Source organism: Pseudomonas sp. G1002 (assembly GCF_013385455.1).
GTDB lineage: Bacteria > Pseudomonadota > Gammaproteobacteria > Pseudomonadales > Pseudomonadaceae > Aquipseudomonas.
In genome coordinates this window covers 234386-251580 of the sequence record NZ_JACAPY010000036.1, presented here as the reverse complement: position 1 = coordinate 251580, position 17195 = coordinate 234386, and the positions used below count along the sequence as shown (strand labels likewise).

Sequence of the window (17195 nt, the reverse complement as noted above, 5' to 3'; positions counted from 1 at the left end):
TAAATGTGGGAGCGGGCTTGCTCGCGAAGGCGGTGGATCAGTCAGCACATCCAGCGACTGACACACCGCCTTCGCGAGCAAGCCCGCTCCCACATTTGTTTTGTTGTACCTGTTAAATCAGCGTTGGTGCACCAATTGCCCCGCCGCATACGTCTGCAACACCGCCCGGTCATCCCCCAGTGTCATCAACACAAACAACGTCTCGGCGATGTTATTGGCCTGCTTCAGGCGATAGCTGAGCAGCGGGGTGGCGTTGTAATCCAGTACCAGGAAGTCCGCGTCAGTGCCGGGTTGCAGCGTGCCAATCTTGTCTTCCAGACGCAGCGCCCGCGCACCACCCAGGGTCGCCAGGTACAACGACTTGAACGGACTCAAGCGCGCCCCTTGCAGTTGCATCACCTTGTACGCTTCGTTCAGGGTTTGCAGCAGCGAGAAGCTGGTGCCACCGCCGACGTCCGTACCCAGGCCGACATTCAGCTTGTGCTTCTCGGCCATCGGCAGGTTGAACAAACCGCTGCCCAGGAAGAAGTTCGATGTCGGGCAGAACGCGACTGCCGAACCGGCTTCTGCCAACCGTGCGCATTCGTCGTCGCACAGGTGCACACCGTGGGCGAACACCGAGCGTTCACCCAGCAGTTTGTAATGGTCGTACACGTCCAGGTAGCCCTTGCGCTCCGGGAACAGTTCTTTCACCCATTCCACTTCCTGCAGGTTTTCACTGATGTGAGTCTGCATGTAGAGGTCCGGGTATTCCCCCAGCAGCTGCCCGGCGAGGGTCAGTTGTTCAGGTGTACTGGTCGGTGCGAAACGTGGCGTCACCGCGTAGTGCAAACGGCCCTTGCCGTGCCAGCGCTCGATCAGCGCCTTGCTCTCCGCGTAGCCGGATTCGGCGGTGTCGGTCAAATAGTCCGGCGCGTTGCGGTCCATCATTACCTTGCCGGCGATCATCCGCAGGTCGAGCTTCTCGGCCGCTTCAAAAAACGAGTTCACTGACTGCGGGTGCACGCTGCCAAATACCAGCGCGGTGGTGGTGCCGTTGCGCAGCAGTTCCTTGATGAAAATATCCGCGACTTCTTCGGCGTGGGCCTTGTCGGCGAACTGGCTTTCACACGGGAAGGTGTAGGTGTTGAGCCAGTCCAGCAACTGCTCGCCATAGGCACCGACCATGCCGGTCTGCGGCAGGTGGATGTGGGTGTCGATCAGGCCGGGGGTGATCAGCGCGTCCTGGTAATGGGTGACTTCGATGTCGGCGGGCAGGCTGGCGAGCAAGTCGCTGGCGTGGCCAAGGGCACTGATCTGGCCGTTGTCGATCACCAGCAGGCCGTCCTCGAAATATTCGTAGGAGGCTTCGATCCCCACTTCGGCAGGGTCGGCGATGCTGTGCAAAATGGCGGCACGGTAGGCTTTGCGTGTCAAAGGCATGGTCGTCTCAGTTAGTCGCTTGGCTGCGGCGGGATACCGGCAGCAGTTTGGCAATGGGTTCGGCGCTCGCAGTGTGCTGGCCGAAGTTGGCGTTATAGGTGGCGATGATTTCGCCGGCGATGGAGATGGCGATTTCCACAGGCAGTTTGCCTTTGACCTCGGTCAGCCCCATCGGGCAATGCATGCGTTGCAGTTGCGCGGTGTCGAAACCGCGATCCCGCAGGCGGTGTTCAAACTTGACGCGTTTGGTCTTCGAGCCGATCAGGCCGAAGTAGGTAAAGTCATTGCGCTTGAGCAGGGCGGCGGTCAGCTCCAGGTCCAGCGCGTGGTTGTGGGTCATGACGATGCAGTAACTGCCCACAGGCAAGTGGTCGATGTCATCCACCGGCTCTTCGCTGACGATTTTACGCACGCCTTGGGGGATGTGTTCCGGGAATTCCTGTTCCCGGGAATCGATCCAGCGCACCCGGCACGGCAGGCTGGCCAGCAACGGCACCAGCGCGCGGCCCACGTGGCCGGCGCCGAACACCGCGATCTGCGCCTGCACCTGGCCCATGGGTTCGAACAACAGCACCGTCACGCCGCCGCAGCACTGGCCCAGGCTGGCGCCGAGGCTGAAGCGCTCCAGGTGGGTGTTTTGCTGGCCGCGCACAAGCATGTCCCGGGCGATCTGCATCGCCTTGTATTCCAGGTGCCCGCCACCGATGGTGTCGAAGGTGTGGGCGGCGCTGATGACCATCTTCGAGCCGGCATTGCGCGGCGTGGAGCCGAGCTCTTCGATGATGGTCACCAGCACGCAGGGTTCGCCCTGGTTCTGCAGGTCGGCGAGGGCGCTGATCCAGTTGTTCATGTTTACCTCAACATCTCTGTTGTCAGTTCGACCGCCTTCGCGAGCAAGCCCGCTCCCACATTTGAATGTGTTCACAAATCAAAATGTGGGAGCGGGCTTGCTCGCGAAGGCAGCGCCTCGGTCTAGAGCGAAGCCAGCTCGGTTTCCGTTTCCACAGCTTTTGCAGCGGTCAGTTGGCGCATCTGCTCACAGCCCCACAACACCCGCTCCGGCGTCGCCGGTGCATCGATCTTCGGCTGATGGCGATAGTCACCCAGGCTCGCCACGGCGTCCTTGATCGCACACCACGAGGCAATACCGAGCATGAACGGCGGCTCACCCACGGCCTTGGAATGGAACACCGTGTCTTCCGGGTTCTTGCGGTTTTCCACCAGCTTTACCCGCAGGTCCAGCGGCATGTCGGCCACCGCCGGGATCTTGTAGCTGGCCGGGCCGTTGGTCATCAGCTTGCCCTTGTTATTCCACACAAGCTCTTCCATGGTCAGCCAACCCATGCCCTGGATGAAGCCGCCTTCGACCTGGCCGATGTCGATGGCCGGGTTCAGCGAGGCGCCCACGTCATGCAGGATGTCGGTGCGCAGCATCTTGTACTCGCCGGTCAGCGTGTCGACGATCACCTCGCAACAGGCCGCGCCGAACGCAAAGTAGTAGAACGGCCGCCCACGTGCCTGGCTGCGGTCGTAGAAGATTTTCGGGGTCTTGTAGAAGCCCGTGCTGGAGAGCGACACCTGGGCGAAATACGCCTGCTGGATCAGCGCTTCAAAGGTCAGGATGTGATCGCGGACCCGCACATGCCCGTTGTGGAATTCAACATCGGCCTCGCTGACTTCATATTTGCGCGCGGCAAACTCCACCAGGCGCTGCTTGATGGTTTCGGCAGCATTCTGTGCGGCCTTGCCGTTCAGGTCAGCGCCGCTGGAAGCCGCCGTCGGCGAGGTGTTGGGCACCTTGTCGGTGTTGGTGGCGGTGATCTGCACGCGGTCGATTTCCACCTGGAAAATCTCGGCCACCACCTGCGCGACCTTGATGTTCAACCCCTGGCCCATCTCGGTGCCACCGTGGTTCAGGTGGATGCTGCCGTCGGTGTAGATATGGATCAGCGCACCGGCCTGGTTGAGGAAACTGGCGGTGAAGGAAATGCCGAACTTTACCGGTGTGAGTGCCAGGCCTTTTTTCAGGATCGGGCTGTTGGCGTTATAGCGACGGATCGCTTCGCGGCGCTCGAAATACTGGCTGCTTTGTTCGAGTTCGGCGGTCATCTCTTCGAGCATGTTGTGCTCGACGGTCTGGTAGTAGTGGGTGACGTTGCGCTCGGTCTTGCCGTAGTAGTTGGCCTTGCGCACGGCCAGCGGGTCGAGGGCCAGGTGCCGGGCAATCGCGTCCATCACTTCCTCGATGGCGACCATGCCTTGGGGGCCGCCGAAGCCGCGGTAAGCGGTGTTGGAGGCGGTGTTGGTCTTGCAGCGGTGGCCGTTGACGGTGGCGTCGCCCAGGTAATACGAGTTGTCGGAGTGGAACATTGCGCGGTCGACAATCGAGTTCGACAGGTCCGGTGAGCAACCGCAGTTGCCCGCCAGGTCCAGGTTGATGCCGTGCAGCCGGCCACTGTCGTCGAAGCCTACGTCGTACTCGATATAGAACGGGTGGCGCTTGCCGGTCATCAGCATGTCTTCGACACGCGGCAGGCGCATTTTGGTCGGCTGGCCGGTGAGGCGTGCGACCACCGCACACAGGCATGCCGGGCTGGCGGCCTGGGTTTCCTTGCCGCCAAAACCACCGCCCATGCGGCGCATGTCGACCACGATTTTGTTCATCGATACGTCGAGTACTTCGGCCACCAGCTTCTGTACTTCGGTGGGGTTTTGCGTGGAGCAGTAGACGATCATGCCGCCGTCTTCGGTGGGCATCACCGAGGAGATCTGGGTTTCCAGGTAGAAGTGTTCCTGGCCGCCGATGTGCAGGGTGCCCTGGATACGGTTCTTCGCGGTCGCCAGTGCGCCCGCCGAATCACCGCGCTGGTGGGTGTGGCTGTCGAGCACGAAATGTTTTTTGCGAAACGCCTCGACCACGTCCAGCACCGGCTCCAGGTCTTCGTATTCGATCACAGCGGCCATCGCCGCCTTGCGTGCGGTTTCCAGGTCGCGGGCGGCGACGGCCAGCACCACCTGGCCGACGAACTGCACGGTGTCGATGGCCAGCAACGGGTCGCCGGGCATCAACGGGCCGATGTCTTTCAGACCCGGCACGTCTTCGTGGGTGATGACGATGCGCACGCCTTCAAAGGCGTAGCAGGGCGCGGTGTCGATGCTGAGGATCTTCGCGTGGGCGCGGTCCGACATGCGTGCGTAGAGGTGCAACTGGTTGGGAAATTCCAGGCGGTCATCGATGTACTGCGCTTCGCCCGAGACATGCTTGGCGGCGCTGTCGTGCTTGACGCTGCGACCGACGCCGCTGGTCAGGTCCTTGGCAAACAATTCGGCGAGTTCGGCCTGGGATTTTTCCACGGCGTGATGGTTAGACATAAGCGGTCACCCGAGTCTCGATGTGCGGCGTTTGCAGTTCGATGAAGTATTTGCGCAGCAGGTTCTGTGCGCTGAGCAGGCGGTATTCCTTGCTGGCGCGGAAGTCCGACAGCGGAGTGAAATCCTCGGCCAGGGCCGCGCAGGCTTTTTCCACGGTGGCGGAATTCCAGGTGGCGCCGTTCAGTACGGCTTCGCAGTTCTTCGCGCGTTTCGGGGTGGCGGCCATGCCGCCGAACGCCACGCGGGCATCGTCGATCACACCGTTAGTGATCTTCAGGTTGAAGGCCGCGCAGACGGCAGAGATGTCATCGTCCAGGCGCTTGGAAACCTTGTAGGCACGGAACAGCGGCACGCCTTTGGGCACAATGATTTTCTCGATGAATTCGCTGTCCTGGCGGGCAGTGACGCGGTAGTCGATGAAATAGTCTTCCAGCGCCAGGGTACGGCGGGTGTTGCCCTTGCACAGCACGATCTGCGCGCCGAGGGCGATCAGCAGTGGCGGCGAATCACCGATGGGCGAGGCGTTGCCGATATTGCCGCCCAGGGTGCCCTGGTTGCGGATCTGCAACGAGGCGAAACGGTGGAGCAATTCGCCGAAATCCGGGTATTCGTGGTTGAGCGCGCTGTAGCAATCGGACAGGGGAGTGGCAGCGCCGATTTCCAGGCGGTCGTCGAAGCTTTCGATGCGCTTCATCTCTTCGATATTGCCGACGTAGATCATCACCGGCAGCGTGCGGTGGAACTGGGTGACTTCCAGCGCGAGGTCGGTGCCGCCGGCCAACAGCCGGGCTTGTGGGTAAGCGTCGTAAAGGTCCGCCAGGTCGGCGACGGTCAGCGGCACCAGGCAGCGTTTGTCGCCGCTGTTCAACTCGCCGGTTTGCGTCGGGGCGATGGCTTTCAGGCGCGCGATGGTGTCGGCCTGGCGACTGTCGAACTGGTCCTGGGGCTTGTTGCAGCAGGCCTGTTCGGCGGCCGCAAGAATCGGGCGATAGCCGGTGCAGCGGCAGAGGTTGCCGGCCAGGGCTTCGTGGGCCTTTTGGCTGTCGGGTGCATCACTGTTCTTTTGCAGGGCGAACAGCGACATCACAAAGCCCGGGGTGCAGAAGCCGCATTGCGAACCGTGGCACTCCACCATGGCCTGTTGCACGCTGTGGAGTTGGCCCTGGTGCTTGAGGTCTTCGACGCTGATCAGTTGTTTGCCATGCAGGGACGAGACAAACGTCAGGCACGAATTGAGGCTGCGATAGCGAATCTGCTCGGCGCCCTGATCGTCGGTGTGCAACTCGCCGACTACCACGGTGCAGGCGCCACAGTCGCCGCTGGCGCAGCCTTCCTTGGTGCCGGATTTGCCCAGGTGCTCACGCAAATAGTTGAGCACAGTCAGGTTCGGGTCCAGGGCGTGCTCGCTACGGAGCTCCTGGTTTAGTAAAAACTGGATCACGGAAGGCCTCGCAGACTCATTATTGTTGTTAACCGCTTTGCGCCGAATCTAGTCATGTCTGACTTTTCGGTCAACGATTTTCTGACCGAAAGGTCAAGAAAATGCGATATCAACATCCTTAATTATGGTCCAGTTCTCTGGAGCCGCCGTTTTTGGGGGCTTCTGGACTTTAATGGCTGCTTATTTCATGCCAAATTCCGCTCTGTGGGCCGTACGCCATCAACCGGCAAGTGCGCTACACTGCCGCGCTTGTACCGATAGAAGATTTTGAAGGGAAAACATGACGTTCAAGGCGCCGGATAGTCTTGCCGAGCAAATCGCTCACCACCTCGCCGAACGTATCATTCGCGGCGATCTCAAGCCTGGGGAGCGGATCCAGGAGCAGAAGGTCACACTGGCGCTGAATGTCAGTCGTGGTTCCGTGCGCGAAGCCTTGCTGATCCTCGAGCGCCGGCACCTGATTGCGATCCTGCCGCGCCGTGGCGCCCACGTCACCGAGCTGACGGCCCACAAGGTGCAAAGCCTGTGCACGCTGATGGGCGAGCTGTACATCCTGCTGGGCAATGCGGTCGCCGCCGGCTGGCAGACCCAGGCCGACATGGCGCCGTTCGTGCAAATCCAGCAGCGCCTGATCGCCAGCTTCGAACGCCAGGACATCCGCGCCTTCGTTGAAGAGAGCTTCAACGTGATGCGTGCCGCCTATCCGTTCGCCAACAACCCGTACCTGCAGGAAACCGTCGAGAACCTGCAGCCGGCGATGAACCGCGCCTATTACCTGGCGCTGGATCAGCGCAAGGCGTCCATGAGCGAGTACCTGGTGCTGTTCGAGCAATTGCTCGCCGCCGTGCTGGCCCGTGACCTGCCGCAGATTCGCCTGGTGCTCTCGGCCTACGGCGAGCGCAGTTGCTCGCTGGTCATTGCTGCGTTGGCGGAAGCCTAAGCGTGCGGCTCAAGTGCATCAAACTGGCGGGGTTCAAATCCTTCGTCGACCCGACCACGGTGAACTTCCCCAGTAACATGGCGGCAGTGGTCGGGCCCAATGGCTGCGGCAAGTCGAACATCATCGACGCCGTACGCTGGGTGATGGGCGAGAGCTCCGCAAAAAACCTGCGTGGCGAGTCGATGACCGACGTCATCTTTAACGGCTCCACCAGCCGCAAGCCGGTGAGCCAGGCCAGCATCGAACTGGTGTTCGACAATTCCGACGGCACCCTGGTGGGCGAGTACGCGGCCTATGCGGAAATCTCCATTCGCCGCAAAGTGACCCGCGACAGCCAGAACAGCTACTTCCTCAACGGCACCAAGTGTCGCCGCCGGGACATCACCGACATCTTCCTCGGTACCGGCCTGGGCCCGCGCAGCTATTCGATCATCGAACAGGGGATGATCTCCAAGCTGATCGAAGCCAAGCCCGAAGACCTGCGTAACTTTATCGAGGAAGCGGCCGGCATCTCCAAGTACAAGGAGCGCCGCCGCGAGACCGAAAACCGTATCCGCCGTACCCATGAAAACCTTGCCCGCCTGACTGACCTGCGTGAAGAGCTGGAGCGCCAGCTGGAGCGCCTGCACCGCCAGGCCCAGGCCGCCGAGAAGTATCAGGAATACAAGGGCGAGGAGCGTCAGCTCAAGGCGCAACTGTCGGCCCTGCGCTGGCAGGCGTTGAATGACCAGGTGGGCCAGCGCGAAGCAATCATCGGCACCCAGGAAATCAGCTTCGAAGCCCTGGTGGCCGAGCAGCGCAATGCCGACGCCAGCATCGAACGCCTGCGGGACGGTCACCATGACCTGTCCGAGCGCTTCAATCTGGTGCAGGGGCGCTTCTATTCGGTGGGCGGCGATATCGCCCGGGTCGAGCAGAGCATCCAGCACGGCCAGCAGCGTTTGCGCCAGTTGCAGGACGACTTGAAAGAAGCCGAGCGTGCGCGCCTGGAAACCGAATCGCACCTGGGCCACGACCGCACCTTGCTGCTGACCCTCGGGGAGGAGCTGGACATGCTCACCCCTGAGCAGGAAGTCACCAGCGCCGCTGCCGAGGAAGCCGCTGCGGCCCTGGAAGAATCCGAAACCACCATGCACGCCTGGCAGGAGCAGTGGGACACGTTCAACCTGCAATCTGCCGAGCCGCGCCGCCAGGCTGAGGTGCAGCAGTCACGCATCCAGCAACTGGAAACCAGCATGGAGCGCCTGGCCGAGCGTCAGCGGCGCCTGGTGGAAGAGCGCGTGCTGCTCGCTGCCGACCCGGAAGATGCAGCGATCCTCGAACTGAGCGAGAAACTCGCCGAAAGCGAAATGACGCTGGAAGAGCTGGAAGCCAGCGAAGAACAACAAGTGGAGCGCCTCGAGCAATTGCGTCAGCAACTGCAGCAGGCGACCCAGGCACAGCAGCAGGCCCAGGGCGATTTGCAGCGGCTCAACGGCCGGTTGGCTTCCCTGGAAGCCTTGCAGCAAGCGGCGCTTGATCCGGGCACCGGCACGGCTGAATGGCTGCGTGACCAACACCTGGCCGAGCGTCCGCGCCTGGCCGAAGGCCTGAAGGTTGAAGCCGGTTGGGAGCTGGCGGTGGAAACCGTGCTCGGCGCCGACCTGCAAGCGGTGCTGGTGGATGATTTTGGCGGGTTTGACCTGGCGGGTTTTGCCCAGGGCGATCTGCGTTTGCTCAGCCCGGCGGCGGACGGCACTCGCGTGCCGGGCAGCCTGCTGGATAAAGTGGAGGCGGCGATTGACCTGTCGCCGTGGCTCGGCCAGGTCAAGCCGGTCGACAGCCTTGAGCAGGCCCTGGCCCAGCGCGGGCAGTTGGCCGCCGGGCAAAGCCTGATCAGCCGTGATGGCTTTTGGGTCGGCCGGCACTTTTTGCGGGTACGGCGCGCCAGCGAAGCGGAAAGCGGCGTATTGGCCCGTGGCCAGGAAATCGTCAACCTGACCGCCGAGCGCGAAGAGCGCGAAGCCACACTCGAGTCCCTGGAAAACCAGCTGCAAACCCTGCGCGCCACCCAGCGCCAGCAAGAGACCGGCCGCGAACACCTGCGCCGGCTGTTGCAGGACGAAGCGCGCCAGCAGGGTGAATTGAAAGCCCAGCTCTCGGCGAGCAAGGCCAAGGTCGAGCAACTGACCCTGCGCCGCACCCGGCTCGACGAAGAAGTGGCCGAGATGGGCGAGCAACGCGCCCTCGAACACGAACAAGTCGGCGAAGCACGCCTGCAATTGCAGGAAGCCCTCGACAGCATGGCCCTGGACACCGAGCAACGCGAGCTGCTGCTGGCCCAGCGCGACAGCTTGCGCGAGCGCCTCGATCGGGTGCGCCAGGAAGCTCGCCAGCACAAGGATCACGCCCATCAATTGGCCGTGCGCCTCGGCTCCCTGCGGGCGCAGCACGACTCCACGCGCCAGGCCCTTGAGCGCCTGGAAATGCAGTCCGAACGCCTGACCGAAAAACGCGAGCAATTGAGCCTCAACCTGGAGGAGGGCGAGGCCCCGCTGGAAGAGCTGCGCCTGAAGCTTGAAGAGTTGCTCGACAAGCGCATGACCGTCGACGAAGAGCTCAAGACCGCCCAGATCGCCCTGGAAGACGCCGACCGCGAACTGCGCGACGCAGAAAAACGCCGGACCCAGGCCGAGCAACAGTCGCAACTGATCCGGGGCCAGCTCGAACAGCAGCGCATGGAATGGCAGGCCCTGACGGTGCGCCGCAAAACCCTGCAAGACCAGTTGCTGGAAGACGGCTACGACCTGCACGGCGTGCTCAATACCCTGACCGCCGAGGCCAACGAGAAAGAAGCCGAAGAAGAACTTGAGCGGATTGCCGCGCGCATTCAACGACTCGGCGCGATCAACCTCGCGGCCATCGACGAGTACCAGCAGCAGTCCGAGCGCAAACGTTATCTGGATGCGCAGAACGCCGATCTTGTCGAAGCGCTGGACACCCTGGAAAACGTGATCCGCAAGATCGACAAGGAAACCCGTAATCGCTTCAAAGATACCTTTGATCAGATTAATGGCGGTTTACAGGCGTTATTCCCGAAAGTTTTCGGTGGTGGCAGCGCTTACTTGGAACTGACGGGCGAAGATCTACTCGATACAGGGGTAACGATCATGGCGCGGCCTCCGGGCAAGAAGAACAGCACCATCCATTTGTTGTCTGGTGGCGAGAAGGCACTGACCGCATTGGCCCTGGTATTTGCGATCTTCAAGTTGAACCCGGCGCCGTTTTGCATGCTCGACGAAGTTGACGCCCCGCTGGATGACGCTAACGTTGGACGGTACGCCCGACTGGTTAAAGAGATGTCCCAGACGGTGCAGTTCATCTATATCACCCACAACAAGATCGCCATGGAAATGGCCGATCAATTGATGGGCGTGACGATGCACGAGCCGGGCTGTTCGCGATTGGTGGCGGTGGATGTCGAAGAGGCGATGGCGCTGGTGGAATCCTGAGCCGCAGGTCGAAGGAGGATTTTCAGCAGGACGTAAGGTGATTTACCGGTCTGGGAAAAGTGGCAAATGGACATATTTGTTCAAGGCATTTTGACAGACGGTGTAAAGTTATCTTTGGTCGTGCTAGTTTAATGTCAAATTTTCGTATGCGTGGGCAAAACGTCATTCAGAACATAGAGTTGGCGCCACGTTTTAAAGCGGTTTGCACGGTGCTAAACCCCTTATTTTTCAGCATTTTTTATTAGAGGCACGGGATTACATGGAAATCGGTCTGCGCGAGTGGCTGATCGTCATCGGCATTATTGTCATTGCCGGTATTCTTTTTGATGGCTGGCGCCGGATGCGTGGCGGCAAGGGCAAGTTGAAATTTCGCCTGGACCGCAACCTGTCCAATTTGCCGGACGACGACGGCAGCGCCGAGCTGCTGGGGCCACCGCGTGTCCTGGACAACCATAAAGAACCGCACCTGGACGAGCACGACCTGCCGTCGATGAGCGCACCGGTGCGTGAAGCCCGTGAACCCAAGCGCGGCAAGCGCAGCGCGGCCAGCGAGCCATCCCAGGGCGACCTGAACCTGGACCTGGAAGAAGGCCCGAGCTTCAGCAGCCGTGATGACGACTTCCCGGATGAGTCCCCGGCCAAGAGCGCCCATAAAGAATCCGTCAAGGACCAGCCAGCTGCCGAAGAGGTGCTGGTGATCAGCGTGATCTGCCGTGACGCCGCCGGCTTCAAGGGCCCGGCCCTGCTGCAGAATATTCTGGAAAGCGGCCTGCGCTTTGGCGAGATGGATATTTTCCATCGCCACGAAAGCATGGCCGGCAACGGCGAAGTCCTGTTCTCCATGGCCAATGCGGTCAAGCCGGGCATCTTCGATCTGGACGACATCGACCATTTCAGCACTCCGGCGGTGAGTTTCTTCCTCGGCTTGCCAGGCCCGCGTCACCCGAAACAAGCGTTCGACGTGATGGTGGCGGCAGCTCGCAAGCTGTCCCAGGAACTCAACGGCGAACTCAAGGACGATCAACGCAGCGTCCTGACCGCCCAGACCATCGAGCATTACCGTCAGCGCATCGTCGAATTCGAGCGTCGTGCCCTGACACAGAAGCGCTGAGGTCCAAGCTTAAGCGTTGCCTGTAGAATCCATGCACTAACATATTGAGCAGCTTCGGCTGCTCTTTTGCTTTATGAGAGAACACCCATGACCGCCGCCCACACCCGCATCCTCGAACTGCGCGCTGAACTGGATCAGCACAACTACCGTTACCACGTCCTCGACGAGCCGAGCATTCCGGACGCCGAGTACGACCGTTTGTTCCACGAGCTCAAGGCGCTTGAAGCCGAGCACCCGGAGCTGGTAACCCGTGATTCACCGACGCAGCGGGTCGGCAGTGCGGCATTGTCTGCGTTCACTCAGGTACGCCACGAAATCCCGATGCTCAGCCTCGGCAACGCCTTCGATGAAAGTACCATGCTGGAATTTGATCGCCGGGTGACCGAAGGCCTGGATCTGCCGGTGGGAGACTTGTTTGGCGGCGGCGCGGCGGTGGAATACAGCTGTGAGCCGAAGCTCGATGGCCTGGCGGTCAGCCTGCTGTATCAGGACGGTGAGCTGGTGCGTGGCGCCACCCGCGGCGATGGCACCACTGGCGAAGACATCAGCGTCAACGTGCGTACCGTACGCAACATTCCTTTGAAACTGCACGGCACCGGCTGGCCGGCGACCCTCGAAGTGCGCGGCGAAGTATTCATGTCCAAGGCCGGTTTCGAGCGGCTGAACGCCACCCAGCTGGAAGTTGGCGGCAAGACCTTCGCCAACCCGCGCAACGCGGCGGCGGGTAGCCTGCGTCAGCTGGACTCGAAGATCACCGCCAGCCGTCCGCTGGAGTTCTGCTGCTATGGCGTGACCACGGATATCAGCGACACCCACATCGGCAACCTGCAACAGCTGAAGAAGTGGGGCATGCCCATCAGCCATGAGCTGAAGCTGGCCAAGGGGATTCAGGATTGCCTCGACTACTACCGCGATATCGGTGAGCGCCGCAACGCCTTGCCCTATGAAATCGACGGCGTGGTGTTCAAGGTCAACAGCATTGCCTACCAGCGGGAGCTGGGCTTTCGTGCCCGCGAGCCGCGCTGGGCAATTGCCCATAAATTCCCGGCCATGGAAGAGCTGACCGAGCTGCTTGACGTTGAATTCCAGGTCGGCCGCACCGGCGCTGTGACACCCGTGGCACGCTTGAAGCCGGTCAAGGTCGCGGGTGTGACCGTGTCCAACGCCACACTGCACAACATGGACGAGGTGGCACGCCTGGGCCTGATGATCGGCGACACGGTGATCATCCGCCGTGCCGGTGATGTGATTCCGCAGGTGGTGTCGGTTGTCACCGAGCGTCGCCCGGAAAACGCCCGCGCGGTGCAGATCCCCGAGAGTTGCCCGGTGTGCGGCTCCCACGTTGAGCGTACCCAACTGGTCAAGCGCAGCAAGGGCAAGGAAACCGTCAGTGAAGGCGCGGTGTACCGCTGCGTCGGGCGCCTGGCCTGTGGTGCGCAGCTCAAGCAGGCGATCATCCATTTCGTTTCGCGCCGGGCCATGGACATCGATGGCCTGGGCGACAAGACCATCGAGCAACTGGTGGACGAAAAACTCATCGGCTCGCCGGCGGATCTCTACAAGCTCAAGTACGAACAGATCATCGACCTGGAAGGTTTTGCCGACGTTTCCAGCAAGAAGCTGATTGCCTCTATTGAAAACAGCAAGACGCCAACCCTCGCACGGTTTATCTACGCTCTGGGCATTCCCGATGTGGGCGAGGAGACGGCCAAGGTGCTGGCGCGCTCGCTGGCATCCCTGGAGCGCGTGCAGCAGGCCTTGCCGGAAGTGCTGACGTACTTGCCGGACGTTGGCCTGGAAGTGGCCCACGAGATTCACAGCTTCTTTGAAGACAGCCATAACCAGGACGTGATCGGCGCCTTGCTCTCCAGGGAGGAGTGCGGCCTGGAGTTGCAGGAACAGGGCGACCTGAGCGCCGAGTTTGCGGCCAGCACCACGTTGGGCGGCTTGCTCGACAAGCTGCACGTGCCGTCCGTGGGCCCGGGCGCCGCGCAGAAACTCGCCGACAAATTCGGCTCCCTCGAAGGCGTGATCAAGGCCGACTGGCTCGACATGCGCCAGGCGTTGCCCGAGAAGCAGGCCAAGGCCGTCCGGGACTTTTTTGATATTGAAGAAAACGCCCGGCGCGCGCTGGCCATCGAGCAACAGCTCAAGGACTTCGGCATGCACTGGCAGAGTGAGAAGAAAGTCGTCGAAGGCTTGCCCGAGGCCGGTCACACCTGGGTGCTCACCGGCTCCCTGGAACTGATGAGCCGCGATGTTGCCAAGGAAAAACTCGAAAGCCTGGGCGCCAAGGTGGCGGGCTCGGTGTCGGCGAAAACCCATTGCGTGGTCGCCGGGCCGGGCGCGGGTTCGAAGCTGGCCAAGGCCACTGAGCTGGGCTTGAAAGTGCTGGATGAAGAGGCGTTCGTGGCATTTTTGGCCAAGCACAACATCACAGTCTGATGCTTTTGTGGTGAGGGGGCTTGTCCCCCGTTGGGCTGCGCAGCGGCCCCAGAACCCGCTATCGAGTTCTAGCTGAAAGAACCGGCTGACCTTACTGGGGCTGCTTTGCAGCCCAACGGGGGACAAGCCCCCTCGCCACAAGTAATAAGCCGCCAATAAAAAACTGGAACGATCAGCTCGTAACCATGATCTAGTCTTGGGCAGCCCTGGGAGAGATCGCCATGTACCGCTTCTTCGAGCAACTCAGTTCGCGTATTGCCGCACCGTTCATGGCCGAGACCTCGCGCAACAGCAAGGTCTGGCAGTGTCGCTGTGGGCAGTCCCTGTTCTTTCGCAACAGCCAGTGCCTGGCCTGTTCGGCGCTGCTGGGCTATCAGCCGGAGCAGAGTCGCCTGTCCTCCCTGCAGCCCGGCCCGTATGCCGATACCTGGCTGCTGGACGCCGACCCTGAAGCCGGTGCCTTTCGCCGCTGCGCCAACCTTGACACGCCGGCCGCCTGCAACTGGCTGCTGCCCGCCGACAACGGCCAGGTCTTGTGCGTGGCCTGCAGCCTGAACCGCACCATTCCCGACCTGTCGATCCCCGAAAACCCCGAACGCTGGCGCAAGGTCGAAACCGCCAAGCGTCGTCTGGTGGCCCAACTCATCAGCCTGGGCTTGCAGGTGATTCCCAAGACGGTCGATGAAGACACCGGCCTGGCCTTCGATTTTGTCGGCATCGACCTGGAAGGCAACGCGCCCACCACCGGCCACGCCGATGGCCTGATCACCCTCGACATCAAGGAAGCCGACGACGCCCACCGTGAGAAAATTCGCGTACAGATGCGCGAGCCTTACCGCACCTTGCTCGGTCACTTCCGTCACGAGGTCGGCCATTACTACTGGGACCGCCTGATCGCCAACAGCCATTGGCTGGAGCCGTTCCGCACGCTGTTCGGTGACGAGCGCGCCAGCTACGCCGACGCCCTGGAGCAGCACTACCAGAACGGCCCGCGCCCGGACTGGCAGCAAACCTGCGTCAGCGCCTACGCCACCATGCACCCGTGGGAAGACTGGGCGGAAACCTGGGCGCATTACCTGCACATGATGGACGCCGTCGACACCGCGCTGGGCTTCGGCATGAGCGCCCGGGAGATGGACCTGGATTACCAGCCGTTCCCCCTCAGCACCCTCTACGACCCCGGGCATCCCGGCGGCACGGCGTTCCTGTCATTCGTCAATGCGTGGATCGAACTGGCCGGCATGCTCAACGAACTGTCCCGCAGCATGGGCCAGCCGGATTTCTATCCGTTCGTCCTGCCGCCGGCGGTGATTGCCAAGCTGCACTTCATTCACCTGGTGATCCAGCAAGAGGGCGGTCGGGCGGACGAGGTCGTGCTTTTGTAGGAGCAAGCTTGCTCCTGCAGCCAAGTACTTGAACCATCAGATATTTTTAATCCCGCGCCAACGGTTGTAACTTCCGATGAGATCGGTACAATGGCGCGGCTTGCCGAGAGGCGAGCGTCGTTATGGTGACCCCATCGGTCCCCCCGCAACGATTACCCGTGAACCTGGTCAGAGCCGGAAGGCAGCAGCCACAGCGGGAACATTGTGTGCCGGGGTGTGGCTGGTGGGGTTGCCTCCATAACGCCACCCCTCCTTGATTCAAAAAAATACGCGTATGAAACCCTTCGCTGACAATCGTCAACTGCGAAGCGATTTCTGCTGTTCGTCTTTCGGAAAATCCTTCGCACGCCCGACAGCAATCGCGCTGCCAAACGACCGTGAGGACTCTTTCACAACTTCAAGCATCCCTTCTGGACAGCGTCTACAGGCCTTGCTAGTTTGCGCCAGTCACATATTTCAAGATATGTCGTCAATGCATGGATGATATTAAAGTGATGGCGCTTTATTGCTCATTCACCCCAACTAACAAGGATGTCGGTAATGAAAAGCCTGCAAGGGTTGCCCACTCTCATCAGCGCTTCCGTCGGTGCGCCGGGCAAAGCCCGCAACTTGCCCGCCGATGTTCAATGCATCCAGTATTTATTCAACTTGATCATTCCCAAGTTGGGTTTCCCCCTGGCGGAAAATGGCAAATGCGACGGCCAGTTGGTGCAGTGCATCAGCCAGTATCAGTTCCGCCACCTCAAATACGCGCATCCCGATGGTGTCATCGACCCTACCGGGCGCACCTTCAATAGCCTGATCGAAGAAGCGGTGAAGGTGCCGGTCAAGCCGAACCCGACCCTGCGTATTCCGACGTTCCTCAATGTGTTCGGCAACACCGGCGCGGACATGGTCCAGGCCACGGTCGACCACTATCTGGACCGCATGCGGGCAATGATCGAGGCCGAGCGGCGCAACCGGCAGATGATGCTCCAGGCCACGTGCGACGGAGGTACGACGCTGACGGATACGGACTTCCAGAACGCTGCCACGCAGTTGGGTAACGGCATTTCCGTCAATATCATCAAGGCCTTCGCCACGGTGGAGTCGGGCGGGCGCTCCGGGTTCGGCCCGGCCAAGTTGCCGGTGATCGCCTTTGAAGGGCACCATTTTCGCAAGTACACCAAGAGTAAATACGACCAGACCCACCCGCTGTTGTCGTACCCCTACGTGAAGAAGGCCGGGCCCCAGTGGAAGGCCAATAACAAGGACCAGACCAAGGCCTGGGAAACCATGGCCACCGCCTTTGCGCTGGATCAGGAAGCGGCCTTGAAGTCGGCCTCCTGGGGCATGTTTCAGATTATGGGCTCCAACTTCACGGCATGCGGTTATAAAACGGTGTTTGAATTTGTGGTGGCCATGAAAATTAATGCCGGGCATCAACTAAAGGCCTTCCTTGGTTTTTGCAGCCAGAGCCCGGCCCTGGTCAAGGCCATGAAGAACAAGGATTACGCCGCCATGGCGCTGAACTATAACGGCAAGGATTATGGCGACTATGACCAACGCATCAAAAAAGCCTACGAAGCACTTGAAGGGAAAAAATAGA

General features: G+C 61.0%; 10 protein-coding genes and 1 other RNA gene. 7 read left to right on the top strand and 4 right to left on the bottom strand.

Translation table 11 applies throughout. From position 1 onward, the window contains the following. Positions 1–117: 117 nt before the first annotated feature. The 4 genes from guaD to xdhA form a co-directional block, all read right to left on the bottom strand. Complete coding sequence (gene guaD / locus HX801_RS24695) at positions 118–1422, bottom strand: guanine deaminase (RefSeq protein WP_003219093.1); 1305 nt, start codon at positions 1420–1422, stop codon at positions 118–120. Between the two features lie 7 nt (positions 1423–1429). After that, a complete protein-coding gene (gene xdhC, locus HX801_RS24690; RefSeq protein WP_177022910.1) occupies positions 1430–2272 on the bottom strand; it encodes a xanthine dehydrogenase accessory protein XdhC in 843 nt (280 codons plus the stop codon). A 122-nt stretch (positions 2273–2394) separates the two neighbouring features. Then, positions 2395–4794 (bottom strand): xanthine dehydrogenase molybdopterin binding subunit, encoded by a 2400-nt coding sequence (xdhB, locus tag HX801_RS24685; RefSeq protein ID WP_003219089.1) that lies wholly within the window; start codon positions 4792–4794, stop codon positions 2395–2397. Continuing rightward, complete coding sequence (gene xdhA / locus HX801_RS24680) at positions 4787–6235, bottom strand: xanthine dehydrogenase small subunit (protein WP_102368369.1); 1449 nt, start codon at positions 6233–6235, stop codon at positions 4787–4789. The genes xdhB and xdhA overlap by 8 nt, the downstream gene beginning before the upstream one ends. 280 nt (positions 6236–6515) lie before the next feature. Here xdhA and HX801_RS24675 point away from each other — a divergent pair, with 280 nt between their 5' ends. The 7 genes from HX801_RS24675 (at position 6516) to HX801_RS24645 (ending at position 17194) form a co-directional block, all read left to right on the top strand. Beyond that, a complete protein-coding gene (locus HX801_RS24675; protein ID WP_003219085.1) occupies positions 6516–7175 on the top strand; it encodes a GntR family transcriptional regulator in 660 nt (219 codons plus the stop codon). Positions 7176–7177: 2 nt separating this feature from the next. Then, positions 7178–10666, top strand: coding sequence for a chromosome segregation protein SMC (gene smc / locus HX801_RS24670; protein ID WP_003219082.1), 3489 nt, complete (start codon positions 7178–7180; stop codon positions 10664–10666). Between the two features lie 259 nt (positions 10667–10925). Continuing rightward, complete coding sequence (zipA, locus tag HX801_RS24665) at positions 10926–11777, top strand: cell division protein ZipA (RefSeq protein WP_003219080.1); 852 nt, start codon at positions 10926–10928, stop codon at positions 11775–11777. Between the two features lie 87 nt (positions 11778–11864). Further along, complete coding sequence (gene ligA / locus HX801_RS24660) at positions 11865–14222, top strand: NAD-dependent DNA ligase LigA (protein WP_177022909.1); 2358 nt, start codon at positions 11865–11867, stop codon at positions 14220–14222. 221 nt (positions 14223–14443) lie between these two features. Then, positions 14444–15607: a putative zinc-binding metallopeptidase gene (locus HX801_RS24655; RefSeq protein ID WP_177022908.1), complete on the top strand. Its 1164-nt coding sequence runs from the start codon at positions 14444–14446 to the stop codon at positions 15605–15607. Positions 15608–15739: 132 nt separating this feature from the next. After that, positions 15740–15836, top strand: an RNA gene (ffs, locus tag HX801_RS24650) — signal recognition particle sRNA small type. Between the two features lie 311 nt (positions 15837–16147). Continuing rightward, the gene (locus HX801_RS24645) at positions 16148–17194 is read left to right on the top strand and encodes an N-acetylmuramidase family protein (RefSeq protein WP_087694832.1); all 1047 of its coding nucleotides are present in this window, start codon (positions 16148–16150) and stop codon (positions 17192–17194) included. The last annotated feature ends 1 nt before the right edge of the window (position 17195 follow it).